Source organism: Peribacillus sp. FW305-BF15, from assembly GCF_058783805.1.
Window position 1 is genome coordinate 87,894 of the sequence record NZ_JBYSYV010000017.1, and the last position, 26,779, is coordinate 114,672.

General features: G+C 40.9%; 18 protein-coding genes and 3 pseudogenes. 1 reads left to right on the top strand and 20 read right to left on the bottom strand.

All coding sequences use genetic code 11. From position 1 onward, the window contains the following. Positions 1-112 precede the first annotated feature (112 nt). Positions 113-1,393, bottom strand: a complete 1,281-nt coding sequence (locus AC3WLU_RS18290) for an MFS transporter (RefSeq protein WP_411739982.1) — start codon at positions 1,391-1,393, stop codon at positions 113-115. A 705-nt stretch (positions 1,394-2,098) separates the two neighbouring features. Here AC3WLU_RS18290 and AC3WLU_RS18295 point away from each other — a divergent pair. Next, a complete protein-coding gene (locus AC3WLU_RS18295; protein WP_063576432.1) occupies positions 2,099-3,121 on the top strand; it encodes a hypothetical protein in 1,023 nt (340 codons plus the stop codon). A gap of 504 nt (positions 3,122-3,625) precedes the next feature. Here AC3WLU_RS18295 and AC3WLU_RS18300 read toward each other — a convergent pair. From AC3WLU_RS18300 to hutU, 19 genes and pseudogenes are all read right to left on the bottom strand, one after another. Continuing rightward, positions 3,626-4,381, bottom strand: coding sequence for an IclR family transcriptional regulator (locus AC3WLU_RS18300; RefSeq protein WP_413008181.1), 756 nt, complete (start codon positions 4,379-4,381; stop codon positions 3,626-3,628). Positions 4,382-4,635: 254 nt separating this feature from the next. Next, positions 4,636-6,276: a PAS domain-containing sensor histidine kinase gene (locus AC3WLU_RS18305; RefSeq protein WP_492597697.1), complete on the bottom strand. Its 1,641-nt coding sequence runs from the start codon at positions 6,274-6,276 to the stop codon at positions 4,636-4,638. After that, positions 6,219-6,356, bottom strand: coding sequence for a hypothetical protein (locus AC3WLU_RS18310; protein ID WP_492597687.1), 138 nt, complete (start codon positions 6,354-6,356; stop codon positions 6,219-6,221). Before AC3WLU_RS18310 ends, AC3WLU_RS18305 begins: the two co-directional genes overlap by 58 nt. A 23-nt stretch (positions 6,357-6,379) precedes the next feature. Continuing rightward, entirely contained in the window at positions 6,380-6,841 is a 462-nt protein-coding gene (locus AC3WLU_RS18315; RefSeq protein ID WP_492597688.1) for a GAF domain-containing protein, read from the bottom strand. Between the two features lie 47 nt (positions 6,842-6,888). Further along, a pseudogene (locus tag AC3WLU_RS18320) lies at positions 6,889-6,987 on the bottom strand (2Fe-2S ferredoxin); the annotation flags it as partial. Positions 6,988-6,998: 11 nt separating this feature from the next. Beyond that, positions 6,999-7,560: pseudogene (locus tag AC3WLU_RS18325) on the bottom strand (4Fe-4S dicluster domain-containing protein). Next, positions 7,561-9,693, bottom strand: a complete 2,133-nt coding sequence (locus AC3WLU_RS18330) for a molybdopterin oxidoreductase family protein (protein WP_492597689.1) — start codon at positions 9,691-9,693, stop codon at positions 7,561-7,563. It lies immediately after the preceding pseudogene. A gap of 22 nt (positions 9,694-9,715) precedes the next feature. Continuing rightward, positions 9,716-10,797, bottom strand: a pseudogene (locus AC3WLU_RS18335) (hypothetical protein). Between the two features lie 977 nt (positions 10,798-11,774). Further along, on the bottom strand, positions 11,775-12,770 hold the full coding sequence (locus AC3WLU_RS18340) for a 5-oxoprolinase subunit C family protein (protein ID WP_492597690.1): 996 nt from the start codon (positions 12,768-12,770) through the stop codon (positions 11,775-11,777). After that, positions 12,767-13,525: a 5-oxoprolinase subunit PxpB gene (gene pxpB, locus AC3WLU_RS18345; protein ID WP_492597691.1), complete on the bottom strand. Its 759-nt coding sequence runs from the start codon at positions 13,523-13,525 to the stop codon at positions 12,767-12,769. Before pxpB ends, AC3WLU_RS18340 begins: the two co-directional genes overlap by 4 nt. Positions 13,526-13,547: 22 nt before the next feature. Further along, on the bottom strand, positions 13,548-14,339 hold the full coding sequence (locus tag AC3WLU_RS18350) for a putative hydro-lyase (protein ID WP_191929855.1): 792 nt from the start codon (positions 14,337-14,339) through the stop codon (positions 13,548-13,550). Between the two features lie 90 nt (positions 14,340-14,429). Then, positions 14,430-15,569 carry an NRAMP family divalent metal transporter gene (locus AC3WLU_RS18355; RefSeq protein WP_492597698.1) on the bottom strand — a complete coding sequence of 380 codons (1,140 nt, stop codon included), beginning with the start codon at positions 15,567-15,569 and terminating at the stop codon, positions 14,430-14,432. A 121-nt stretch (positions 15,570-15,690) separates the two neighbouring features. Beyond that, positions 15,691-16,449: a 5-oxoprolinase subunit PxpA gene (pxpA, locus tag AC3WLU_RS18360; RefSeq protein ID WP_258249235.1), complete on the bottom strand. Its 759-nt coding sequence runs from the start codon at positions 16,447-16,449 to the stop codon at positions 15,691-15,693. Positions 16,450-16,710: 261 nt separating this feature from the next. Beyond that, complete coding sequence (solA, locus tag AC3WLU_RS18365) at positions 16,711-17,835, bottom strand: N-methyl-L-tryptophan oxidase (RefSeq protein WP_106026552.1); 1,125 nt, start codon at positions 17,833-17,835, stop codon at positions 16,711-16,713. 94 nt (positions 17,836-17,929) lie between these two features. Then, on the bottom strand, positions 17,930-19,489 hold the full coding sequence (hutH, locus tag AC3WLU_RS18370) for a histidine ammonia-lyase (RefSeq protein WP_492597692.1): 1,560 nt from the start codon (positions 19,487-19,489) through the stop codon (positions 17,930-17,932). A gap of 81 nt (positions 19,490-19,570) precedes the next feature. Next, entirely contained in the window at positions 19,571-20,956 is a 1,386-nt protein-coding gene (locus AC3WLU_RS18375; protein ID WP_492597693.1) for an MFS transporter, read from the bottom strand. A gap of 805 nt (positions 20,957-21,761) precedes the next feature. Next, complete coding sequence (locus AC3WLU_RS18380) at positions 21,762-23,084, bottom strand: MFS transporter (RefSeq protein ID WP_492597694.1); 1,323 nt, start codon at positions 23,082-23,084, stop codon at positions 21,762-21,764. 457 nt (positions 23,085-23,541) lie between these two features. After that, positions 23,542-24,840 carry an imidazolonepropionase gene (gene hutI / locus AC3WLU_RS18385; protein WP_492597695.1) on the bottom strand — a complete coding sequence of 433 codons (1,299 nt, stop codon included), beginning with the start codon at positions 24,838-24,840 and terminating at the stop codon, positions 23,542-23,544. Next, positions 24,837-26,513, bottom strand: a complete 1,677-nt coding sequence (gene hutU / locus AC3WLU_RS18390) for a urocanate hydratase (protein ID WP_063576521.1) — start codon at positions 26,511-26,513, stop codon at positions 24,837-24,839. The genes hutI and hutU overlap by 4 nt, the downstream gene beginning before the upstream one ends. Between the last annotated feature and the right edge of the window lie 266 nt (positions 26,514-26,779).

Sequence of the window (26,779 nt, forward strand, 5' to 3'; positions counted from 1 at the left end):
TTCTGTGTACAATGAGTATTCAAGATTTATTGTGGTCCTCAGTAAGAATCTAGCGTCCCTTCTTACTGAGATACCCTTTCTAAAAAACGTATGATATTACTTTTTTTGCCCTCTATAAAGTTACTTTGTTTCCTGTTGTATTACTTAGGTGATTTTCGGCAACTTCTTGTTTAATCATAAACAAGTACGCGACAAACCCCAGAGTTGCTGCTACTATCAGCATGGCAATGGAGGGACCAAAATCACCGCCAGACATATCGCGGCTCCACCCCATGATATAGCTTGAAAATCCACCCATAATATTCGTGAATCCCATTAAACCGGCCGCGCGTCCCGCTGTTTCAGGTGTTGAAAATTTGATGATGAAGAAATTGGTTAGATGAAACATTCCTCCCTGAGTTCCCATGGCGAGCCCCATTGAAACCCCGGCCATAATAGGACTAGGTGCAAGGACAGCGATTGTCAAAAATACTGCTGTTAGTATGAAAAGAATCGTCGCAAGCAAGCTCGGGCGTTTCGTTTTGTCCGCCAGAAATCCGCCAGCCAGGACAAATCCTAGCGCGAATAGCCATGATAATGAGGTAATCCCAGTCATTGCATCTCTTTCAAAGCCTTTGGCCTCCACGAGATAGGTAGGAAGCCAAATACTGATTCCAAAGAACAGAAAGGACGACATCAAATTGCCAAACCAGACAATCCAATAACGATAATCCTTTGCGAAGAATTGCTTCAACTGCACATCATGCATTTCGTCCTTTTGGCGAATATAGGAGACTTCCTCTTTACTCATGCGTGGATGTTCTTCAGGCGTATTACGAGCCAAATACAGGAACATTGGAATATTTATAAACAAGTTAAAGGCGGCGAGAGCAAAGAACGCGGCCTGCCAATGAAAAGTTGAAATAATGAGGATGAGCATAACGGTACCCACTGCCGGGCCAAGGTAGTTTCCAGTAATCCAGAATGACTGTGCCCTGCCAAGCTCTCTTTTATTAAACCAATTCGATATGAATTTACCCGATATCGGGATCATCATTCCTTCCCCGATTCCGAGGATGACCCTACTAATTAAAAACATTTCGTATGAAGTGGACAGTCCTCCCATGACCATTGTCGCAGTCCATACCAGTAAACCTAAAACCGCTGTTTTCCGCGCCCCTAACTTGTCGATAATAACACCCCAAAAAATGTTGGAACAGGAGTATGAAATCATGAATATAAAGGAGATCAAGCCAATTTTCGCATTTTTATCCGGGCCAGTCAGACCAAGATCACTTAAAAATCCCGGATCGGTTTGGATAACAGAGATACCTACTTTATCAATCTGACCGAAAAACCAGAAGAAAAAAATAGGAATCGCAATGTACAACCATCTTTTTTGACCTTGTAACATGTTATTTCCCCCTTATAATAGGCTCGTTTGAATGCGCTTTCATGATTTTCGATACAAAATGGCTATCATGCTATCAAACTTCACCAACTCCCCCTTTCAAAAGATAGCAGCAACTTTTGTTTTATATAAAAAACATCGTTACCGATATTTAATGTTATATTGAATTTTCTTAATAGTCAATAATATTCCGAATAATATTTTTCATTGGAAAAAAGTAGTTTTATATACAAAACTAAATAAGGTGTAGTTTCGATGGAAACAACCCGAAACAATACTTTACCCATCTATCACATAAAACCAGCTAATGTTTCTGCATATCCTCGTACCTTAGGTAATGCATCTCCATAATTATTTGAAACATCATGATTTGCAGCAATAAAATGTCCATCATGTGACTGAAGCGCTTCTTAGTCTAGTTCCGTTCAAGTAAAGAGTTTTAACCGGGAATAGTATGATGGTTTTCTGTCCATCACCCCAACTTATGCTGCAGCTTGAGGTGAATAAGGCATACAATTCGTGAACCGCCAACCAACGTTTCCTTAGATAGGTAAACCCAAAATTGAAGAATGATTCTTCTTCCGCTCATTCGGTTGCCGTCTTCCTTTTATAACGATTCTTTATAAATATATAAAAATTAACTATTTTTATTATTTATCATTCAATGTTAGCATTTTGTTATAAGTTAATTGAAAGGATGATAGATGAATGACTATCCAATATTCTGAATTCGCAGTATTCGGGCTCGGTCCCATCGGAATTGAAATTCTACGCAGTGCTTATCAAACGAATCCTCAATCTATTATCGGTGTTGTCGATATTGACCCTGATAAGGTAGGGAAAGATATTGGCTTCCTGATCGATGAAAAGGAAACGAACAAGTGTGTAGTTCCCCATATCCAGGAAGTAAATACTGAAGCTGACCACCCTATCGCCCTACATGCAACCGGTTCCAATGCACAACAAGTATGGCCCCAAATCAAAGAGCTGCTAGATCACGGTTTTTCAGTGGTTTCCACCTGTGAACAGCTTTCCTTCCCTTGGCATCGCTACCCTTTACTTTCAAAGGAAATAGATAATTATGCTAAAGCAAAAGGACTTAGTGTCATCGGGACCGGAATCAATCCAGGGTATATCATGGATACTATGGCCATTTCTTTTACAACAGTATTGACCACTGTTAACCAAATTAAGGTCATCCGTAAAGTTGATGTTTCGAAAAGGCGCCTCCCTTTACAAAAAAAGGTCGGAATCGGGATGACCAGAGAAGAGTTTGAATTTTTGGCCCAACGGAATGAAATTGGGCATGTAGGTCTTGAGGAGTCTGTAAGGTTAATTGCTTATGGGCTGAATTGGGAACTTTCAAATGTTATCAATACCATTGAACCAACGATTGCAAGCGAAAATATGACCGTTCCGCTAACTACCTTAAAACGAGGGGATGTTATGGGGCTCCATCAAATTTCCACAGGCAAGACTGTTGACGGAAAGGAAATTTCCTTGGATTTAACGATGTCTGCAGGTATTAAACAGGAAGATGAAATCGTTATTGAGGGGAACGAAACCCAAAGGTTGATTGTTCCAAATGGCATTTTTGGAGATACTGCAACCGCAGCAATGATCATCAATACCGCTAAGCAAATTGATGCCCTCCGTAAACCAGGTTTACTTACAATGGCTGACATCGGGGTGCCAAGAAATATAAATCAATCACACTTTGTGCGTATTTAAGCGGCTGACTAACAATCTTGCGATAAAGTATTACGATATAGGAAAAGGTGAACCCCTAATTTATCTGGTGGAAAAGGCTTTTTTCCATGGTTTTCACGATCTTGTTTGATTTTATCTAAAAGGTAAGACAAAGTTGATTGGAACGGAAGGTACGAGACTCCTGCGGGAAAAGCGCGTCTAGGGGAGACCCCGCAGGCGAAAGCCGAGGAGGCTCCCCGACCGCCCGCGGAAAGCGAGTGCCTGGAGTGGAAATCAACTTCCAAATTGTAAAAGCCATAAAAGTAGACAAACTCGATTTTCATCGAGTTTGTCTACAATCTGAAAGGTGAACCCCTAATGGTTCACCTTTTCGTTTTGGTTCAACTGGGCATGTGACATGACAAAAAACCACCATAAGCGGTGGCTTTACTTCCTATATGTAGAATGCAGGAATCGACTATCTTAAATAAGTTATCTTATTTAAGAAAAATATATTCCGAAAATGAAATGACTTTTCTATTTTCATTAATGTGTTTGAGAACCAAGTTTCACGGAAATGGCTTTGGCAGCTTTCGTTACTTTGTCAATCAATTCAGGCAAGCGATCTTCCTGAAATCTTGCTTCAATCCCAGCGACACTAATACCGGCTACTATTTCACCTTTACCATTGAGTATCGGCGCACTCACCGCTTTTGTATAATCCTCCAGTTCTGATGAAGTTATCGTGTACCCATTTGATCTCGCTTCATCCATTGCATGACGGAGTTTAGTTTTATCCGTAATCGTTCCCATGGCGATTGGTTTTAATTGGATGTTTTCCAAATAATTTTCACGCTCTTCTTCTGGCAAAAACGCTAGGATGATTCGAGAATCGCCAGCGTACAATGGCGAACGCCTTCCAATGGATGTATAAAGTCGAACAGGCTGCAGGGTGTCCACCTTTTCAATATACATCGCTTCATCCTTATCCCTTACAATTAAATTCACTGCTTCTTCAACATCATCCCGCAGGTCTTTCATGATCGGATAGGCGATTGACCTGATATCCAAACGCTCCCCTACCAGTTGACCAAACTGAAGGAATATCAATCCAAGTGAATAGCGGCCATCATCGTCCTTTGTCAAAAACCCCATTTCCTCCAAAGATCCCACCATACGGTGTAACGACGTTTTCGGCAAATTGGAAAGTTCCATCATTTCATTAAAGGTCAGTTTTGGATGATTTATGAAAAGGGTTAGGATTTGCATGGATTTCACGACCGTTTTGTTATGTGCCTGCATACAATGTCTCCTTTCATGATACATGTTTTCCTTAACTATCATTCTATTATAAAACAGGAAGAAAGGATGTAATGAAAATAACCGTATTGATTGTTTTTCGAAATGCTCTGTTTGTATTCTCATTTGATTTACCGGCACTTTTTAATATTTGATCGAATCATTTTATTATCCTGAAGCCCATGGAGCGAGTAATAATGTGAAATGCTGAAGCGTTTAGCTGATTAAGTTACTTGATCATTACGAAAACCCATCCACTACAAAGGCATTTTCAATATTACTTTTGTCCCTTTCCCTTCACGAGAATGAAGGATAAGGTTTCCGCCGCAAACTCTGGCTCTTTCCTCCATACTGAATAAGCCTACTCCTCGGGTAACTTTTTCGATATCAAAGCCCTTTCCTTGATCTTTTATTTCTACACGAACTTCTTCCTCTATTTCCTGGATCGTCACTGCAGCTTCCTCGGTATAGGCATATTTCCTAATATTTGTTAATGCCTCTTGAATAATACGGTAAATGGTAATTTCTTTGTTTGCATTCAGACGGCAGTTCAAATAGCATTCAAAATGGACCTTGATATGATGATGCTCTAAAAATTGCGCCACTAAAGAGCGTATGGCAGGGAACAGTCCAAGATCATCAAGTACCGATGGCCTTAATTCCCAGGATAGATGCCGGAGTGATTCGATAATTTCGGTCGCTTCATCTTGCATTTGATCTAACAGGGGATGATCCATTTCTGTCTGAAGTCTGTTAATCGTTATGAGATGGCTGTATAAGTTTTGTCCGATATCATCATGAAGCTCTCGGGAAATGCGTTTTCTTTCTTCTTCCTGCACATCAATGATTTTCCCGGTCATTTTCTTAATCTCTTCTTCCGCAAGCTTACGCTGGGTCACTTCATAACGAATCGCTAAATATTGATAAGGTTTCTGGAACTCATCAAGAAATGGAACGATTGTCGTATCAACCCAATAATAAGTATTATCCTTGGTCTTATTTTTAATCTCGCCTTTCCATACTTCCCCTGATGATATTGTTTTCCAAAGATTGTTGAAAAACTCTTTCGAATGAAATCCCGAGTTAATGATCCGATGATCCTGTCCGATCAGCTCTTCTTTTGAAAACTTTGAAATCCGGCAAAATTGATCATTGACATATTTAATCGTCCCTCTTTGATCGGTTATTGCTACAATCGAGGAAGCATCCAAAGCAAATTGGAAATCGGCCATTTTATTTACGAATTTCCCCAATTCCTCTAAAACTCGTTTATATTCGGTAATTTCCTTGCGAATTGCCAGGTATTTATATGGGTTCCCTTTTTCATTTAAGAAAGGGACAATTGTGGTATCGACCCAATAATGAGTTCCATCCTTCGCTTTATTCTTGATTTCACCCCGCCAAACACTTCCTGATGAAATTGTCCGCCAAAGCTCTTGCATAAATTCCTTTGAATGATGACCTGAATTGATAATTCGGTGGTCCTTCCCGATAAGCTCTGTTGCTGAATATTTGGATACCTCGCAAAATTTCTTATTAAAGTTTATTATCTTGCCCTTTTCATCAGTAAATGCAACAATCGTAGATTCATCGAGTGCGTAAATTAAATCAACCAGTTCATTGATCGGATAGGATTGCTGCTGGTTAATCCGTGATTGGTCTTTCACTTTATGGACTACAATTAAGTAATAAAGCTCTTTCGCAAGCTGAAAGGAGTTCACCCTGAAAAAAAGCGAAAAAGCATGACCATCCCGGTGGATCCCCAACTGGTGGATAATCTCCCCTGCTCCGCTGTGTTGCAGGTTTGCCCCTGGTATAAGATTCAGAAGCTTTTCCCCGTTCATTTCATGATGTTCATAACCAAAGTTGTCATATACCTGTTGATTCGCAAAAGAGATGACTCCAGATTCATTGACAAGGATTGTCGGGATCCAGGCGTACCCCCTTTTTCCATTTCCAAATGTTTATTCAAGTCCATACATAATCCTCCTTGTTGCCATGTTAAATTAAGCTGTTCAATTCCTTTTCCATTTTTTTCGCTGCATCAAGGATCTTATGCTGGTCACTTTCAGAAATGGGCTGAACTGTTCGTTTACCTACTAATAATACCCCTTTGGGAACACCTTTAAATTGAATCGGAACCGCGAAGGCGCAACGGAGATTTTCCGCAAGCATGATGGGATAATCTAAAGCTTTGCCGTGGATATTATTGGGGAAACCCTCAATCTTCATCGGTGTCCCCGTTGATATGACCCTGCCTGCAATTCCTTTTCCATATCGAACAGTTATCCTTTTGTACTTATCATTTCTGTTGCCGGCGGCATAATGCCAGCTTATATCAGGACCTTTTCTGTTTTGTAAGGCAAGTCCTACAAAATCACCGTTCATTTCATCTAATACATATTCACACGCTTTTTTAAATGGTTGTTCCTCTTTCGATTTACTGTCCAAGTTAAATTCCATACCCTAATAACCCCTTTTTTAAAGCGAATGCAACAAGTTCATGCCTTGAACCCTCGTCTGTCGAGCTTTCTTTCATTATCCCGTTCAATATTATGGGTGTAATTATCTTCATTAAAGGGGATTTTATTATTTTTATCCGACGGCATATAAATCCCTCCTAAAATAGCTTTTCAATTCCTTGTAAAATACCAGGCAAATTTACCTTAACGTTCGTTTCACTTTTCAAGATAAGGCAGGCTACTCACCCATTTTCCATTATCTAGATTAAATTGTTTTTTTCTATTTCCAATTTCCTCATCGGTGAGCCACTGAAGTGTGTTGGATGGACAAACACTTGCACACATTGGCGGGATACCGTTTTTTGTCCGGTCAATACATAAATCGCATTTATACATTAAGTTTTGCTCTGTATCAAATTTTGGTATTCCATACAGACAAGCGATCGTACAGTTTTGGCAGCCAATACATTTTTCAACTAGAGCTGATAAGACGGCCCCTATCTCATGTATTTGGATTGCCTGGGCAGGACAACTTCTTGCACAGGCCGGATTCACACAATGGAGGCACATAAGAGGCATCGTCTGCCGATTGACCAGAGGGTTTACATCATAAACGTAGTTCCTGTTCCGCTCTTCATGACCTCCGCATTGTGTACAAGCAGCAAGGCATGACCGGCATCCTATGCAGTTTTCAAGTTCTAAATAGAGCCTCTTTTTCATTTATTGCACCTTCTTTATTTCGACTTTTTCCATTTGAGCCGCACAGACCTTAAACTCCGGCATACGGGATATTGGGTCAAGCGCTGCAATCGTTAATAGGTTGATAGATTGCTCGTGCCCAAAGTGGTATGGAACAAATACAGTGTCCTTACGAATTGCCTCTGTAATTTTCACTTTATAGATTGCCTCGCCTCTCCGGGTGTACAGGCGGACCTTATCCTCATGGTCCATATTGTATTTTTTTGCTGTTTCCGGATGCACTTCGACGTATGGCTCCGGGCACATATCACGCAGAAACTGGATTCTTCTCGTCTGGTTTCCAGATAAGTAGTGGTAAACGACACGACCGGTTGTTAAACGAAGTGGATATTTTTCATCTGGCTCTTCAGCAGGGGGACGGTAAGGAAGCGCACAAATTTTCGCTTTCCCGTCTGCGTGATAGAATTTTTTATCCAGGAACATATGCGGCGTTCCCATATCATTTTCATCCTTACAAGGCCAAAAAACTCCGTCCTGTTTGTCGATCTTATCCCATGTAGCACCATAATAATCGGCATATCCTCCTTTACTAGCCAGTCTGAATTCATCAGCTATATCTTTTGCTGTTTTCAAATGGGAAAAGTATTTTCCTTTTCCAAGACGTTCTGCAAGTTCTACTTGTATTTGCCAGTCGGGCTTAGATTCACCGATTGGTTCTTGTGCCTTATTTATCTTAATAATTCTTCCTTCAAGGTTAGTAACTGTTCCTTCATCTTCTGACCACGTTACAGATGGCAGGATCACATCCGCAAACACCGCTGATTCAGAAAGATAGAAATCCGAACACACCATAAAATCAAGATTTTTCATCGCAGTTCTGACGAAATTCAGATTCGGAGCAGATACTGCAGGATTAGAACATAGCAGATACAGTCCGCGAATCGTTTTTTGTTCCATCAACTCAAACATTTCATATGCAGAAACACCCGGCTGGGGCATTTCTTCAGGAGTGATTTTCCATACTTTACAAACCTCTGCTACATGTTCAGGGTTTGTAATTTTACGGTATCCTGGCAATAAATCGGCTTTCTGGCCATGCTCCCGTCCCCCCTGTCCGTTTCCTTGACCGGTGAATGTCGCTACACCAGACTTTGGCCGTCCGATTTTACCTGTCACAAGCGCCAAGTTTGTATATCCAGATACATTGTCAACACCCTTATGCTGCTGTTCGATTCCACGTGCGAACATGACAACTGCATTTGGTGATTTCCCATAAATTTCTGCTGCACGAATGATTTTTTTCGATGCCACACCTGTAAGCTCACTCGTATATTCCGGTGTAAATTCTTTTACAAGTTCTTTTGTTTCTTCAAACCCGTTCGTATGATTATTAATGAACTCTTCGTCAGCATAACCGTTTTGAATTAATAGATTTAAGATTCCATTAGCAAGGGCAAGATCCGTTCCCGGTTTCAAGTCAAGATGAACATCTGCTCTTCTCGCAATAGGAGTTTCACGGGGATCTGCCACGATAATGTACCCTCCTCTTTCTTGTACGTTCCAAACACGGAACATAGAAGTTGGATGGCATTCTGCTGTGTTGCTTCCTGCAATAAATAAGCAATCTGTTTCATGAATATCAGTCCAAGGTAATGTTGAACCTCTATCAACTCCAAAAGAACGAAGGAATCCCCCGGCTGCACTCGACATGCAAAATCGGCCATTATAATCAATGTAGCGAGTTCCAAGAGCCACACGTGCAAATTTCCCTGTTAAATAGCATTTTTCATTTGTCATTGATACCCCGCTGAAAACGGATAATGAATCTTTTCCATATTTAACTTGAAGTTCCCTGAACTTATTTGCGATTAAATCATACGCCTCATTCCAGCTTGCTTCACGGAAACCTTCCTTTGTTCCCTTTAATGAAGCATCATCACGAATAAGCGGTTTTAAAATACGATCATCATGATTCGTCTGCTGGTAAGCTGTAACCCCTTTTGGACACATTTTCCCTACGGTTACAGGCCAGTCATAACGGGGTTCAACCCCAATGATTTTATTCGTCGCTACATTTACCCTTAAATTCATTCCGCACTGCATTCCGCAATAAGCACAATGGGTTTTGACCAATGTTTCATTCGGGTGTACCACATTACTTTCTGCTTAAAAAAACTTATCCTTTTGCATCCTGGTTTGCCTCCTTAACTTTTACTTCATGGATGGGGAACCCAGAAAATTGGGCAATCCTGTATTTTCTTCGACAAGGAAGGCACATTTCAGCGAGATGGTGGCCTTCTTTCGCTTGGAATTCTATATCATTCCTGCCGAGTACCTCTATGACATCTTTTGATTGTTCTGTTGAAACAAACTCATTACCGCATACTTTGCATCCTTTCAGGATTGTTCCGCATAATGTTCTCTGTAGTTTCTTGCAAATACACTCATTGGGCGGAAAGGTATGTGCGCAAGTTTTCCAAACGGAAGATAAATCAATGTAATGATGACTGACCATTGGTGAATCAGGGACATGGCCGGCTGTCCTGCACCATGCATAAAAATGTTCATGAACGTTAGTGCCAATCCTGTAACGCTGACCAATAACAGCATGAATAATGGAAGGAAGTCATACATGAATTGTTGCTCTGCCCTTGCCTGCATATTTTTCAAACGGCGATAAAGGGCCATGCATACTCCGGAAATGACCATCACTGCTGTTATGTTCAGTGCGTTATATGATAACTTCGCAATGAGCCCATCAGCTGGCACTGTCATTACTTGGATCCCCATTGCGATGATGTTGTAGTAACCGTTCTCGTCCATTGTGATGTACATCCATCCAAATACTAGAGGAAAGGTCACGAAGCAGGAAAGAATGCAGCCCCAGCCCATAAGAACGTGCTGTGTCCATCGGTAAATTCCCCTGTTCCAGATGAAATTGTATGTTGCTAAATGTTCAACTGTTGTTTTGGGCGTTGATCTTCTTAAGAGAATTTTGATTCCTTTTTTTATAAAAACCTTTGTTGGCGGCCTTTCCCCCCAAGCGATAAATCTGTAAAAGAAACCCCCAATAAAAATAAACGTCCCCACCATATAGCCATAAAGGTTTAAATCCACGTGTGTAAACATTCTCGTACCTATAAACGATAAGAATACAAGTCCGCAAACTGCTAGAAACATAGACTTTGCAAAATGTGATGCAAAAGCATCATCAATCGATTTTCCTGTTTTTTGATTTACGGCGACTTTTGCCTGCATTATTATTCCTCCTCATTACAAACAATTACCATACCCTTATTGTAAGATCTTGTCTGATTGTTCGATATCGGGGAACTTCCCCATCCTTTTGGAAAAATCCCCTTAACTTTTGAAAATAAACAGAAATTCAGACGTCAGAATGGTGATTAGTCCATATTTCCTTCACTCTAATTTCATAACTTCTTATTTGGGATTGGGGTAATAATGTAAATAAGTGATGTTGGGTTTCAAGATTTTTTTGAAGAAAAAATGCATGTCAACCTCTCCTCACTTTCGAATTGCAAACCGGTTTTGGAAGACATTATTGGACATAGTGGAAGAAAGGGACCTTCTTTATCATGAACTTTGTTTAATGAAACAAAAAAGAAAGCACTCTTTAAGAGTACTTTCTCCAGTTTGCAGACATAAGGTCAACGGTAATCCATATGTGTTTCAGCTTCTTCAATCGTTTTAACATAGAACGAATATCGAAGGTATAATGAATGAAAAATAAGCGTCCTACCTCTGAATACATATCTTTCACCAAGTCATAAATGAAAGTGAAGTCAAGGAAGCCTCAATTTTACCAACCAATATGGTTCGGTGGCACCAGTTGATCTAAAGTAATCATTTCAAGTTGATCTCGCTGAATAGAATCATGTTTAGAAAGCATCCTCTTCACCTCAAGTTTTAATAGACCTATTTTAAAACAAAAATGACTCTAGGCAAAAGTGTTCTATCTAAAAGGTAAAACAAAATTGATTGGAGCTGGTGTTCGAGACTCCAGCGGGAAAAGCGTCCAGGGGAGACCCCGCAGGCGAAAGCCGAGAAGGCTCCCGGACCGCCCGCGGAAAGCGAGCCTTACGTTCCAATCAACGTCAAATTGTACAAGCTATAAAAAAATGTAGACAAACTCGATTTTCATCGAGTTTGCCTACAGTCTGAAGAAAGCACACTTTAAGAGTACTTTCTCATCTTTTGCGTTAATTGTAGAAGCATTATATATCCAGCCATTTTTTCAAGGCCAATGAAATTGAAACCTTCAATTCCTTCAATTGCCGTTCTTTTTGAAGGAACAGCCGTTCAGCCTCCTTTAAATTCACCCGTGAGAACTGAATCGATTCCCCTGGTTTAACCTGAGCGATAATTGGTAAATCCGCCGTAATCACCTGAGCTATCTTAGGATATCCGCCCGTTGTTTGGCTATCTGAAAGGAGGATGATCGGATTTCCATCTGGAGGAACCTGAACGGACCCATTTGTAACCGCTTCAGATAATAACTCCCCATTATCCTTTAATTTCAGTGCAGGGCCCGATATTCTATATCCCATGCGGTCGGATTGATTGGAAACTTTAAATAGCCTCTCTACAAAACTATCTTTACTTGAATCTGTGAAATATTCATATTGGCTTCCATCGATGAAACGGATGTGAGGTTTTCCTCCTGGCATGAACCCCTTCTCATTGACAAACCACTTTGGGAAGGAAAATGAACCTTTAAACGTTCGATCATCAAGATTCATCGAAGGTTCATTAAACTGCAAGACATCGTCAGCCTTTAATGCCCTCCCCATATAACCGCCAATCCCAGCCCTTAGATATGTGCTTTTACTCTCCATAATTTCAGGAATAGCAAAGCCTCCCGCTACAGTTAAGTACGCCCTGCAACCTGATTTACACCCTTCAAATCGAAGAATCGATCCATTTTTCACAAGAATGGGCTTCCACATCGGTACCACCTTATTATCAAGTGTAGGTGATAAATTTCCACCTGTTATCGAAATCAGGCAATTTTTCTCTACTTTAATGGTCGGACCCATTAAAGTAATTTCCAAGGCCGCTTCTCCTTCTTCATTGCCAACCAACATATTGGCAATTCGTAAAGAATGTGCATCCATCGCCCCGCTTACGATCACCCCATGTTGCTTGAATCCTTTTCTTCCAAGATCCTGTATACTGGTCAATAATCCCGGTTTGATTACGCGCAGGCTCACTGTATCCCCTCCTTAAGAATCATTTCTTTATATTCTTGATCCGTAATCGGGTGGAACTTCACAATGTCCCCTGCTTGTAATAGACTTGGAGGATTTACATTTGGTAAAAATAGTTTGGTTGGCGTTTGTCCGATCAATTGCCATCCACCAGGCGTTGATATGGGATATACTCCCGTTTGCATACCGGCAATCCCTACTGCCCCTGCCGGAATGGTCATTCGGGGAGAGGAACGCCTAGGTGTCGCGATGTTCTCTGAAAGTCCGCCAAGAAACGGGAAACCCGGTGCGAACCCAATCATATAAGCCAAATATTCACCGGTTGAATGAATATGAATGACTTCATCAGTAGTCAAATCATTATAGCGTGCAACATATTCCAAATCGGGTCCATATTCATACCCATAGCACACGGGAATGGTAACCTTTCGATGTATCAGTTTCTTATCTTCTTTTAAATCCTGTAATTTCATTTCCAAGATGGAACGGACCACTTCGAAGGGAGATATGGTTTCATTACCATTGCTTTTATTTTGTTCCTTATAAATAACCAGTGGATCATAAAAAACCGTCAAATTGGTATAAGCCGGTACACATTCTATAAACCCTGCAAAAGGTTCATCTTCCAGCAAATCCTTTAACAATTTTATTTTTTTGTGAACGCTGTATTCCATTCCATTCCCGAATGTTATCACGATTGCGGAATCGCCTAATGGAGAAAGTGTATATGAAGTTTTTTTCAAAAGCTTTTCCGGCATAGGAATCATCTCTTTCTGTCAGTTATAAAACTCCTAATTTTTCATCACGAATGTCCGTTATGAACATATATCCAGGTGCATGCGTGATCATGATCTCCGGTTTAGTTTCCATAGCAATGGATTGAGGTGTTACACCACATGCCCAAAATACCGGGACTTCCCCTTCACGAATCGTTACTGGATCACCAAAATCCGGATGCTGAATGCTGGAAACACCAATCGCTTCAGGGTCGCCAATATGGATTGGAGCGCCATGAACGGCCGGAAAACGCGATGTCACTTGAGCTGCCCTCACCACATCCTTTTGTGGAATCGGCCTCATGCTAGCCACCATTTTCCCATGAAAAATCCCTGCTTCAATACAAGGGATATTGGTTTTATACATTGGTACATTGCATCCCTCTTCAATGTGACGAATCGATATATCATTGTTTAAAAGGGCGTGTTCGAATGTAAAGCTGCACCCAATTAAAAATCCAACCATATCCTCTTCCCAGTAGTTTGAGATATCCGTTACTTCTTCCACTAATTCTCCATATTTATATACCCTATATTTCGGAATATCGGTGCGGATATCCCCAGACCTCGCTGCAAATGCGGGAATGGGTGAACCAATTTCCGTAACATCCAGCAATGGACAGGATTTAGGGTTACGCTGACAGAATAATAAGAAATCAAAAGCATGCTCTTTTTTTAAGATGGCTAAGTTCGCTTGTGCATAACCGTTAGCCATGCCAGCGGTCGGCTTTATCAATTCGTTGTTTCGAATCATTGAACGCAACTCAGCCGGGGTAGCTTGAGAAAGATCAATCATTAGTATTCATCTCCTATTACAAAGTGGCAGAAAGTGACAAACCGGCACGCCATTTCCACCTATTTTTATTGGATTTTCATTCATTGATCATTAAAAAAGTGCTGGCAGTTGTTTCATTAATGTATATACGCCCATCAACGCCATGATGACTACCACGAATACACCGGAAATCGTTAACCATAAAGGATGCTTATAATCACCCACGATATTTTTCTTATATGCGGCAATAAGCAATGTTCCAAGAGCAATTGGTAAAATCAGTCCATTAATGGCCCCAACTATAAGCAATACCTTAACCGGTTGACCAATCAATAGAAAGCAAATGGTCGATACCGCTATAAAGCCAATGATTATCCAGTTTGCCTTCTTATTTATCTTTTCGCTGAAAGTTCTGATAAATGAAACCGAAGTATATGCCGCTCCAACAACAGACGTGATTGCTGCAGCCCACATGACGACACCAAAGATTTTATATCCTATATCACCCGCAGCCAGTTGAAAAACGGATGCTGCAGGGTTACCCGGATCAATTTGTAAACCTTTCGATACAACACCAAGTACTGCCAGAAATAGGGCAACGCGCATGACAGTCGTTATCAGGATCCCCATTACCGAGCTCTTCGTGACCTGAGGTAACGAGTCAACGCCCTTCACTCCTGCATCCAATAGACGATGGCCACCCGCAAAAGTAATGTAGCCGCCTACAGATCCGCCCACTAATGTAACGATGGCGATAATATCGATTTTATCAGGGGCAAAGGTCTTCACTACCGCTTCCCCTACAGGAGGAGAGGTTGTCCAAGCAACGTAAATCATCAAACAAATCATGAAAAATCCAGCGATTTGCGTAAAACGGTCCATCGCTTTTCCTGCTTCTTTCACTACAAAAATCAGTACGGCAATGACTGCGCTTATTGCCGCCCCCGTAGTTGGGGATATTCCCGTCATCGCATTCAGACCTAATCCGGCTCCTGCGATATTTCCAATATTAAATGCCAGCCCGCCCATGACGATCAGTGCTGCCAGTACATAACCCAGCCCAGGAAGGACCATGTTTGCAATCTCTTGACCCCGCTTTTCGGATACAGCAATAATCCGCCATACATTAGTTTGGGCAAATATATCAAGAATGACTGAAATAAGGATAACGAAACCGAAACTTGCCGCAAGGCTTTGGGTATAAACGGTCGTTTGCATTAAAAAACCTGGTCCAATTGCCGATGTTGCCATTAGGAATGCTGCACCTAACAATAAAGTGCGGTTCGTTTTTGGCTTAGTCAAATTCTTTTTCTGTGCTGTTGTATTTTTGATTGGCTCCAATGGAATCTTCCTCCTGATTGTTTAGTTTTTTTCAAGAAAAGGACTTGACTGTTATTTCAGATAATTGCAAAGATTCCCTAACATGCCTTGCAAAGGATAAAGCATGTGCCCCGTCCCCGTGAATACAAATGGTATCTGCTTTTAAAGCCACATCTGAGCCTTGCTGGGACAGTACCTTCCCTTCCTTCACCATGCGAATGACTTGGGCAACCGCAACATCATCGTTTTCAATCAGTGCGTCCTTTTCCAAGCGGGAAGTCAATGAGCCATCATGTTGGTAGGTGCGATCGGCAAATACTTCACTCCCTGTTTGCAATCCGATAGCCTGTCCGGCGCGTATTAATTCACTGCCCGACAAACCAAATAAGATAAGTTCGGGATTCACTTTATATACCGCTTCGGCAATGGCCATGGATAATTCCTTGTTCTTTGCGGCCATATTGTACAAAGCCCCATGCGGTTTCACATGCTGCATACTTCCGCCTTCGGATTGCAGGAAGCCATTTAATGCTCCAATTTGATAGACGACAATATCATAAGCTTCCTGTGGTGAAATATTCATATTGCGTCTGCCAAATCCTATTAAATCCTGTAAACCTGGGTGGGCTCCGATTTTGACATCTTTCCCTAAAGCAAGCTGAACCGTTTTTCTCATGACTGTCGGATCACCAGCGTGGAATCCACAAGCTACATTGACAGATGTTACATAATCTAAAATTTCTTGATCATTACCCATCCGGTAAGCGCCAAAACTTTCTCCTAAATCACAATTCAAATCAACCTTGTTCATACTACCCTCTCCTTTAATAACGGAAATTTTAGTAAACCATAAAAATATGTAAGTCCTCTTTCAATCAATATAATGCACACGTTCCGAAATTCGGAACCACAGTTTCATATTTCGGAATATTCTCATTCTAGCATATTTTAATTATTTCGACAATATTTTGTTAGAAAACCTAACATTACAGTTTGATACAAAAAAGCCGTTGTTTCCTTTGTAAGGAAGCAACGGCCATGATTACTGCTTTTAAGTTTGGAGTCTATTAATTCAAAATCGGTTAATCGAAAACAATGAAATATCTTCCTTGGTCGTACCGGAGATAATCAAGTCACTCAAAATTTCTCCCATGACACTGCTGAACTTAAAACCGTGTCCAGAGAAACCTGCGGCTATAGCAATATGTGGATAATAAGGATGTTTATCCACTATAAAATGCTCATCAGGGGTCATGGTATAGATGCAAGTTTTCCCATATTTCATTTTTTGATCAGCAGGCATATATTGCCCTAAAAACCTCATCAAATCTCCTTCATCCTCATCCAATTCACCAAAACCCTTGATACAGCCATCAGGATTGATCCGCTGTCCTCCATCATGTCTGCCTATTTTCAGTCCAGAACCATTTATACTAGGAAAGCCATAATATGTACCAACTGAAGTATCAAAAGTAAAAGCCGGAAAATCATTATGATTATATAATTTTTCATTTGCATGAAACCAGGCAAATGTTTTTCTGATGGGTTCCAGCGGGAGATTCAAATCTAACATCGCCAATATTTTCGGTGCCCACGCCCCAACTGTAACCACTAAAGACTCCGAGTGGAATGTTTGTTCATCCGTTATAACCGTGACCCCGTTACCATGAGCAACTATCTTCCTTACTTCACTGTTTACAATGATGTCGGCACCATGGGACTTCGCAAGTTGTTGATACGCCCTTAAGCACTCTTCACTTTTCAACACACCCGAAGTCGATTCATAGCACCCAATGTAGTCTTCCGGCAGTGTTATTCCTGGCCACCTATCATGAATTTCATGGTAATCCAATATTTTCATAGGTAAACCATATTCCTTTGATCCTGCTTTCACTTGTTTAATGAAAGTGGAATTCTGGCTTCCAGCATTCAGGACCCCCGTTGGAAGAAATAATTGTTGACCTGAAATTCTTTCCAATTCACCCCAAAGCTTTTGTGATTTAAGTGCCAAAGAAACATACTCCCTGCCTTCACCATAAGCATGCCTAATAATTCTTGTTTCCCCGTGATGGCTCCCCTTATTATGAGGAGGAGCAAAGGAATCCAATAATAATACTTTTTGTCCTTTTTTTGATAGATAATAACCTGAAGACATACCCATGGATCCAGCTCCAATTACAATTACATCATAATGCATCTTTCATCCCTCCTCCTTTAAATATGGTCCTTCATTTTAAAAAAAGGAAGCCATTTTACCTTATAAAATAAAGTAAAATAGCTTCCACATGGTTTTAGAACTCTATTTCCCCGATCTCCCTTTCAACGAGCTTCACTATTTCCCCTTCATGAATTTGCCTATAAATCGCTTCAATGTCAGGATGAAAAAAGCGATCTTCTTCAACCATCGGGACTTCGCTCCGAACTAAATGATATACCTCTTCCGTAACCGGTGACGGTTTCAAAGGTAGATGAAAATCCATTGCTTGCGTTGCCGTCATCAGTTCAATGGCTAAAATATATTCAAGTTTCTTCGAAATCCGATATGCTTTCCTCGAAGCAAAATAGGCAAAACTTATCACGTCTTCTTGATTTGCACATGTAGGGATATTATCTATTGTCGCTGGATGCGAGAGCACCCTGATTTCATTTAATAGCCCGGCAGCTGTATATTGCGGAATCATGTAGCCGCTATTTAAACCTGGATTAACCACTAAGAAATTAGGTAATTCACTAAGGTGATGGTTTACAAGGCGATCTATTCTGCGTTCTGCTATTTTTGCTAAGTTTGCTAACGCAATGGATATCGCATCCGCATAAATCCCAACAAATGAACCATCAAAATTCCCAGCCATCAGGCCAATTCCATCTTCTTCTTCAGGAAAAATCAGAGGATTGTCACTTACAGAGTTCATTTCATTCTTGATTGATACAGCAGCGTCTTTCAATACTCTTTTTATGGCTCCATGGACTTGTGGAATGCATCGTAAGCTAAGTGCATCTTGTAATCTATGTTCCTTGTATGTATCAATGATTTGGCTGCCTTCAAGAATCCTTGATACATTTCTGGCTGTCTTAGCCTGTTCCTCATGTTTTTTCAATGAGTGGGGACGAGGATCAAATGCTTTTATAGTACCCTTCAGCACTTCTAAGGACATGGCTCCCGTAATGTCAGCGGTTTTCGCCGCCTGAATGCTATTGTATAAAGCCAGGACAGCCATCGCGGTGACGGAAGTAGTCCCGCTTGTAAGTGCCAATCCTTCTTTAGCACCTAACGTAACAGGTGCTAATCCAGCTTTCCTTAAAGCTTCCATGCCAGGTATGAGCTCATCTTCATACCATGCCTTCCCTTCACCCATCACCACTAAGGCCATGTGGGCTTCTGGGGAAAGATACCCCACTGACCCATCACCTGGAACAAACGGAATGATATCGTGATTTAATAGTGAAGCAATTAGATTTAATACCTGTAAACGAACTCCTGAATACCCTTGGCCTAAATTCACTAGTATCATCAACTGAATGGCCCTTACGACTTCTTTTTCAAGAGTTTCCCCAACAGAAACGGCATGTGAACGAACAATATTCCGTTGAAGGGTTTCTGCGTCCTTTGGAGAAATCACCTCGGTCATATTACTGCCAAAACCCGTAGTTACACCATAAATCAATCGATTTTCATCTAAAAACTTGTCTATTAAGCTACGTGATTTATTCACCCTATCACAATATGTTTGTGTAAAGGAAACCATCGCCCCATATCTTGCAACGGCAATTACCTCTTCGATTGAGATTTCACCATCACCTAGTACAACCTCTTTAATATCCTTCGGTTGTAAACAATCGGCAGTTGTCATCCTTATACATCTCCTCTCCTTAGACTTATCAAGAAGGAGAAAAAAGTTTTGGTCCTTCTCATTTATTTACTGGAAGTTATCTTATGTTATTTTTTCATTTTTAGTAAAGGGAATTTCGGTTCCTTTCGGAGAATTCTCCGTTTCTAGCAATGGGTCACTTGCTTCATGTAATGAAAGATTCTTCGTTTCAGGTGCCCAGGCTATCGATACGATCAAGCCCACCAGCAGAATGACTGCCATTCCTGCCATTGAGGCACTTAATCCGAATGAACTTAAAGAAACAGGCAGCAGAAATGTTCCAATCGCAGAACCAATTCGACTAATTGCCGTAACCATACCTATTCCTGAGCCACGGATTTCAGTTGGAAAAAGCTCTGCTGGGTATACTAGTGTAAGGTTCGATGCTGCTGACATGAAAAAAGTAAAGATCAAGAAGGCTACCAACATTAAGAATTGAGAACCATTGTGTAAGAAACTGAGTGAAAACAATGAAACAGTAAGGAGCGTGAAAGCCCCGATGGTAAATCCTCTGCGAGAAAATTTTGCTAGCAGCCAAAGACCAATAATTGCCCCAACAAGCAAGAATAGATTTAACATGGTATCGGCAAAAAAGTTCTGTTCAAACCCCATTGTACTAAGGATGGAAGGCAGGAAAGTATAAATGGCAAAGTATGGAATAACGAGAGTCAATTTGAATATTCCACCAAAAGCCAACCGCTTACGAAGCCTTTTACTGAAAAGCCCACGAAACCCCAGAGTCTTTTGATCTTCTGTGCCGGTCGCCGTTTCTCCCATTTCAACGTTCGCTCCAAGGTGTTTTTTTACGATCTGGCGAGCTTCTTCGACACGTCCCATGCTGACAAGCCACCTTGGTGATTCAGGCGTTCCTATTCTTAAGATTAAAACCACAATTGCCGGAATGGCTGCGCTGACAAGCATCCAACGCCATGAGTCTGAACCAACCTGGCCCAAGTAATGACCAACAAAGTTTGATGCAACATATCCAAGCGTCCACACTACGTTTATAGACGCGAGGAGCGAGGAGCGATACTTTTTGGGAGAAAACTCGGCAAGCAAAGTCGTACCTACAGCGTAATCCCCTCCAAGTCCAAAACCAATCAGCAACCGTAAAATAAAAAGCTCTTCTGGGCTGCTAACAAAAAATTGTAAAATGGTAGCTACCGTGATGAGTAAAAAGTTTACGAGAAAGATTTTCTGTCGGCCTACACGGTCAGAAAGTCTTCCAAGTATTAAAGATCCCGCAAACAGACCGATTAAAGCAGAGCTGCCGATAAGCCCTGTCCACAATGAATTCATATTCATCTGAGGGCCGAATACTGTCAGGGCCATCGCAATGATCCCCAGAGAATACCCATCACAAAAGCTGGAACCGAATGTGAGTCCTGCAATTCGAAAATGAAACCTATTAAACGGGGCATCGTCAATCGTGAATTTTTGTTCGTTCAAAGAATCTCCTCCATTTTTTGATTTATCAGATATATTGATTCAAAAAAAAACACCAGAACTGTAGCACGCCGTGAGTGGCGAAGAAATTGAATGGAACGATTAAGCTTACTATAAAAAAATTGAGCAAAGAATATTATAAAAATATACTCTTTTTATAAACTATATCAAATCATTCTACCTTTTAATTTCTATCTACTATATGAAAATATAGTTTAAGATTCAATCAATTGTTTATCATTGAAATAAATGACTTCACTAAGGATTTTACAGCCTTCCATTACCTCAAATCTATCCCTTGCTTCCTTTTCTGTGCTAAACTCAAACATTTTTATGCCATTTTTCGAATGGATAGTGATTATCTACATAAAACTCCCTCCACATGGAAGATTCATTTCCACGAATTCCTTAAAACACTTTCATTTAATCTCACTGTAAAGTGGTAAAGTGTTTAATGCTGCCAATGGGTAGGATGATAAACCACCATCCTACTATTCAACACCTTACATATGGATAAATACTTCTAAAAGCCCAATTCATCTGCTGAAATGGGTAGATATTGACTGAAGATCAAGGCCTGATCTTTTTTAGTGATTCTTAAAGGCCAGTTTTTAGAATCACTCTTCAAAAATGGCGTTAAAGAGGGTTTTTACTCGACAAATTCATGCTCACGGCCATTATTATCCTTTGGAACCGCATGGGCTCTCATAAAAGTAGGAACTAGATCAATCGGATGCTCCTCTTGTAAACTTCTTCTGAAAGTGAAATACATAATCCGTAATCAATATACATCCATTTATGCCTTATCTTAGCTAACCATATTATTGGTGGTTTCCGATGAGTTACCTTGTTTGCCAGGCTTCACGAAAACCATGGCTATCATGCCAATCGTGACGGCTATTGAAGCTGCAATAAACATGGCATTATATCCATATATGGCGACAAGACTTCCTGTTAAGGTAGGGGCAATAATGGTAGCCAGATTGGCAATGAAATGAGTTACCCCGCCAAATGTACCAGCTTTATTCGGTTCTGTATCCAGAATCACGATCCAATAAATGGAATTAGGTAAATAATTAAAGGCATTTCCTATACACATTAAAGCAAGTACGGCCGCCGCACTCTCGACAGTCGGAATCAACATAAAACATACAGCAGTACAAAATAAGGAGATTACTGTGAACCAAGATCTGGCAATACGTAAATCCCCTGTTTTCCTGCGTAATATATCCGAGATTTTACCACCTAATAATCCAGTGATAATAGCTCCTACCCAGGGAATCATACCAATATATGAAAGAGAAGAAAGTGAATAATTAAATTCATCTTGCAGATATTTTGGGGTCCATGTAAGTAATAAAATATTTACATATAAAAAGGCAAAATATCCAATTGCATTAAATACTAACGTAGGGTTTTTAAAAAAATGGTACCATGGTACATTTATTTGTTCGTCTAATTTCGTCTCACCTTTTATTAAAATATCTGCTCTTCGAATTTCTTCAAGTTCGGTTTTCGAGACTCTTGGATGATCTTCAGGTAAATTTGTAAATACTTTGTTCCAGATTGCTACCCAAATAAAGCCTAATATACCGAGAATAACAAATGTTACTTTCCAGTTAGTGAATGTTAGAAGACCTACTACGATGGGTGCAGTAATTAATGCTCCAATTGGCGTTCCAACTAATCCAAGTGCTACAGCAAACCCTTTTTCTTTAGGAGATACCCAGTTTGCCATCGTTCGGTTCATCGTTGATAAGGTAGGTCCTTCAGCTAAACCAAATAAAACACGAAACACCGCAAATCCTGCCAAGGCAGAGCCTCCAAATAATGCTGCACCTATGTGACCTGCGAAGATTGTCCCAATTTCAAAAAAAGACCACGTAGTTCCGGCAATGATCCACATGAATTTAGGACCTTTCTTATCTGCTAAAGCACCACCAAATAGTGCACCGAATATATAACCATATCCAAAATAACCCAGTATGGCTCCCCAACTTACTGGATCTAAATTGAACTCCTTGATTATTTCAGCTTGGGCATATGAAAGTGCACCTCTATCAATATAATTTATGATTGTAATAACAATAATCATAAAAATGATAAAATAACGATAGTTATTTCTCAACATGTAATCACTCCTTGATGTTTGGTAGAGAGCAGCAATACTGACTGATTTTAAACATCAGCATTATGCAGCCTGTAATAAATTTAAAGCCATGAATATCCTGGTCTTGACTGTTTCGCCCCCTATAGAGAAGCTCAGATCAAGACAAAAAAACATGACAATCGGATACTGGCCAAGTTCTAGTAAAATATAAAAAAACACATTAATAGGCATTCCACCATGGATAGAAGCATGTATACCCGTGCAACTGAAATATCAGATACATCTCTTGCTTTGGCAATTCGGAATACTGTTAGATCATGTTGTATGTATCAAAGCCTTTTTACATCCGCCAAAATTCCAGCGGATATAAAGAGGCTCCTGATACATAGATTAAAGTTCATTAAATTGGTGTTTCATGAGAGATCCGGTCAACCTAATTATGGTTCGATGGGTATAGACTCTCTTCTATTAGTGAATTTTATAGACCAGTAAGGCTTTTGGTATCAGTCTTCACTTTATCATTCACTACTTGCACTCCATTTTTCCATACAGACTTAACGTGATTGACCCCAAATAAATATTGCAACTCCTGATAGTTTTCAACATTCCATAAAACGACATCCGCTTGTTTTCCGACTTCAAGGGATCCGACCCTTTCTTGCCTGTTGATTGCACAAGCAGCATTGTATGTCGCCGCCGTAAGAGCTTCTGCAGGGGTAAGCCGCATCGAAATGCATGCCAGATTCATGACAAGCGGCATGGATGTCGTCGGTGAAGATCCGGGATTGCAATCGGTCGAAATGGCAACAGCCACTCCTTCATCAACCATTCGTCGTCCAGGGGCCGCTTCTTCCCGTAAATACAAGGCAGTGGCTGGAAGCAAGCAAGCAATCGTGCCTGACTTCGCCATAGCAGTAATCCCCTCATCGGAAGCTTTTAACAAATGCTCAGCTGAAATGGCTCCTATCTTCGCAGCTAATTCAGCTCCACCGTATGGCTCAATTTCATCAGCATGGATTTTAGGGATCAAGCCGTACTTTTTCCCCGCCTTTAAAATCCGCTCTGATTGTTCAGGGGTAAAAACCCCCTTTTCACAAAAGACATCATTGAATTCTGCAAGCTTTTCTTCAGAGACGATTGGAAGCATATCATTAATCAGATGATCGACAAATTCATCCTCGCGGCCTTTATAATCCTTTGGAACCGCATGGGCACCCATAAAAGTAGGAACCAGATCAACCGGATGCTCTTCCTGTAGCTTCTTCATCACCCGCAACTGCTTTAATTCGGTTTCCAAATTCATTCCATAGCCGCTTTTACCTTCTACTGTAGTCACGCCATGAGCGAGAAACGAATCAAGTCGTCGCGTGGTTAGCTCCATCAATTCTTCTTCACTTGCTTCCCTTGTCATACGGGTGGTAGCATGAATGCCCCCACCTGCGTTCATAATGTCCATATATGTTGCGCCTTCAAGCCGCATTTCAAATTCACGTTCCCGACTCCCGCCATATACAACATGCGTATGTGGATCAACTAACCCAGGTGTCACCAAATGGCCAGTTGCATCAAAGACTTCAGCTTCATGCATTCTATCAGCATAGAGTTTTTCCAATTGCTTGGTTGTCCCGACAGCTTGGATCAACCCTGATTCCATCCATATACTTCCATCCTCTATCAAACCAAGCTCCGACATTGCCTCTTTGGAACGCGGACCTTTCCTTTCAGAGGTAAGGGTAGCAAGTTGAGCGGCATGTTTTATCCAAATTGGCTTTGTCATTTTTTATCAATTCCTTTATCAAGCATCGGGATATTAATACCTCTTTCACGGGCTGTTTCCTCTGCAAGTTCATATCCTGCATCAACATGGCGTACTACACCCATCCCAGGGTCCGTTGTCAACACTCGCTCAATCCTGGCTGCTGCTTCTTTTGTGCCATCTGCCACAATTACAACGCCTGCATGCATGGAGTAACCCATTCCTACGCCGCCACCATGATGTACGGAAACCCAGGTTGCACCGCCCACAGCATTCACCATTGCATTTAAGATCGGCCAGTCAGCCACTACATCGGAACCATCCTTCATGGCTTCCGTTTCACGATTCGGCGAAGCGACAGAGCCAGAATCCAAATGGTCACGCCCAATCACGATCGGGGCCTTCAATTCACCGCTTGCAACCATATCATTGAGGATTTTACCAAAACGGGCGCGCTCCCCATAACCAAGCCAGCAAATACGGGAAGGAAGACCTTGGAACTGGATTTTGTCTTGAGCCATTCTAATCCAGTTACATAGATGTTCATTATCAGCGAATTCACGTAAAATGGCTTGGTCTGTTTTATAAATATCTTCTGGATCTCCAGATAGAGCGACCCAACGGAATGGACCTTTACCTTCACAGAATTGCGGACGGATATAAGCTGGAACGAAGCCCGGGAAGTCAAAAGCATTCTCTACCCCTTCATCTTTCGCAACTTGACGGATATTGTTGCCATAATCAAACGTCACAGCTCCTTTTTCCATCATTTCAAGCATCGCCCTTACATGTTTGGCCATTGAAGCTTTAGAGAGTTTAATATACTCTTCTGGATTTGCATTCCGTAATTCTGCAGCCTCCACCATTGACAGGCCTGAAGGAGTATATCCATTTAGCGGATCATGGGCCGAAGTTTGATCCGTCAAGACATCAGGAATGAAGTTCCTTGCGATCATTTCCGGAAGAATATCTGAAGCATTCCCAATCAAACCAATCGATAATGCTTTCCCTGCAAGTTTAGCTTCATTCGCTAAACGAATGGCTTCATCCAATGAATCCGTTTTCACATCGGTATAACGAGTCTCAATCCTCCTGTCAATTCTTGTCTCATCTACATCGATCCCGATACAGACTCCACCGTTCATCGTAACTGCCAGCGGCTGTGCCCCTCCCATTCCGCCTAAACCTGCCGTTAGAGTGATGGTGCCTTTTAACGAGTTATTAAAATGTTGTTTTGCAAGCTCGGCAAAGGTCTCGTATGTACCTTGTACGATCCCTTGAGATCCGATATATATCCAGCTGCCTGCTGTCATCTGCCCATACATCATCAATCCCTTTTTATCAAGTTCATGGAATGTTTCCCAGTTCGCGTATGCAGGGACGATATTTGAATTTGCAAGCAGGACACGTGGTGCATCCGAATGCGTTTTAAAAATGGCCACCGGTTTCCCTGATTGGACAAGTAAAGTTTCATCTTCTTCAAGCTCTTTTAGTGATTTGACGATTGCATCAAAGCATTCCCAGTTACGAGCTGCTTTCCCAATCCCTCCGTATACCACCAAATCTTCTGGACGTTCAGCAACTTCAGGATCCAAATTATTCATAAGCATTCTAAGCACTGCTTCTTGTTGCCATCCTTTAGTATGCAATTCTGTTCCAGTATATCGGATAACCTTATTTGTAATCGTGTTCATTTTCATTTCCCCCTTGTTTTTGTTATATATTCATTCTATAAGAAAAATTCAGAATAATTAATTATAGTTTAATGATTATTTTATAATTTATTTTACTTTTTTGTAGTTAACTTTATTATTTTATGAATAATTTCAATAATTACATTGTTATGAAATAAATAAAAAAGGACGATTCATTTATTGAATCGCCCCAGACTGTAGACAAACTCGATGAAAATCGAGTTTGTCTATTTTTATGGCTTGTACAATTTGGACGTTGATTTCCA